At 77.2% G+C, this 1,388-nt stretch carries 2 protein-coding genes; both read left to right on the forward strand.

The genetic code is table 11. From position 1 onward, the window contains the following. Nucleotides 1–1,093: lanthionine synthetase LanC family protein (locus tag ABD308_RS06020; protein ID WP_344328124.1), on the forward strand; the 1,093-nt coding region annotated here is incomplete at its 5' end. 80 nt (nucleotides 1,094–1,173) lie between these two features. After that, the gene (locus ABD308_RS06025) at nucleotides 1,174–1,311 is read left to right on the forward strand and encodes a SapB/AmfS family lanthipeptide (protein ID WP_344328127.1); all 138 of its coding nucleotides are present in this window, start codon (nucleotides 1,174–1,176) and stop codon (nucleotides 1,309–1,311) included. Nucleotides 1,312–1,388 lie beyond the last annotated feature (77 nt).

Here is a 1,388-nt window from a genome sequence, read left to right on the forward strand (position 1 = left end):
CCACCATCGGCAAGACCGCCGTGAAGTAGCGCCCGCCGCGGCGGCCACCCCCGGCCGCGCCGACCGGCTCTTCCCGGGCGACGTCGCCCAGTTCACCCACGGCGGGCTCGGCCTGGCCCACGGTGCGGCCGGGGTGCTCTACGCGCTGCACGCCACCGGGGCCGGCGTCGACCCCGCGCACCTGCGGTGGCTGGCCGACGCCGCCCGCGACCGCGCTCTCGCACCCGGGCTGTACCACGGCGGCCACGGCGTCGCCTACGTCCTCGACCTGCTGGGCGAGCACGAGCGGGCGTCCGGGCTCCTGCGCCGCCTCGGCGCGGCCGCGGCCGCCGACGGCGAGGCGGCGTCCGCCCCGACGCTGGCCACCGGCGGCCCGGGGATCGCGCTCACCCTGCTCCACTTCGCCCGCGCCACCGGAGACGAACGGCTGCTCGACGAGGCGCTGGGCGCCGCCAGGAGCGCCGCCACGGCCTGGGAGAAGGCCGGGCGCGGCGACGCCGGACGGCGGGCCGGTCTGCTGGCCGGGGCCTCGGGCGCCGCGCTCGCCCTGGTCCGCCTGCACGAGCACACCGGGGACCACGCCCTGCTGGACCAGGCCGAGACCCTCCTGGAACTCGACCTCGAACGCTGCGTCCAGGTGGCGGACGGCACCCTCCAGGTGGTCGACCGGCGGCGGGTCCTGCCCTACGTCGAGACCGGCAGCGCGGGGATCGGCCTCGCCCTGGCCGCCCTCCTCGCCCACCGGCCCGACAGCTTCCCGGCCGACCGGCAGGCGCTGATCCGCAAGGCCGCGGAACCGGAGTTCGTGATCCAGCCCGGCCTGTTCAACGGACGGGCCGGACTTCTCGCCCACCTCGCCCTGACCGGCGCCGGGAGCACCGCGGACAACGACGCCCTGATCGCCCGGCACCGCGCCCTGCTGGCCCTCCACCAGGTCCCCTACCACGGCCACCTCGCCTTCCCCGGCGACCAGTTGCTGCGCCTGTCGACGGACCTGGCGACCGGCTCGGCCGGAATCCTGCTGGCCCTGGGCACGGCCCTGGCCGGCACCCCCTTCCTCCCGTTCACCGAGCCGGCCCGCGCGTCCCGGTGACCGCCCCGGGCGCGACGACCGCGCCCCCACCGACTCCCGGCCGCCCGGCCGGGCGATCCACCGCACCGAAGGAGAACGTCATGGCGATCCTCGACCTCCAGACCCTGGAGCTGCCCGAGACCGAGGCGGCCCCGATCGACGACACCCTCGCCAGCGCCAGCTCGCTGAGCTTGCTCAACTGCGGCACCAGCACGGTCAGCACGCTGCTCTGCCTCTGACCCGGCCGGCCGCCCGCAGGGGCGGTCCGTAACGGTCGAGCTGGTCCGGGTGGTCCGCGGGACCACCCGGACCGGCT

Source organism: Kitasatospora putterlickiae, from assembly GCF_039527695.1.
In the GTDB taxonomy this organism is placed as follows: domain Bacteria; phylum Actinomycetota; class Actinomycetes; order Streptomycetales; family Streptomycetaceae; genus Kitasatospora; species Kitasatospora putterlickiae.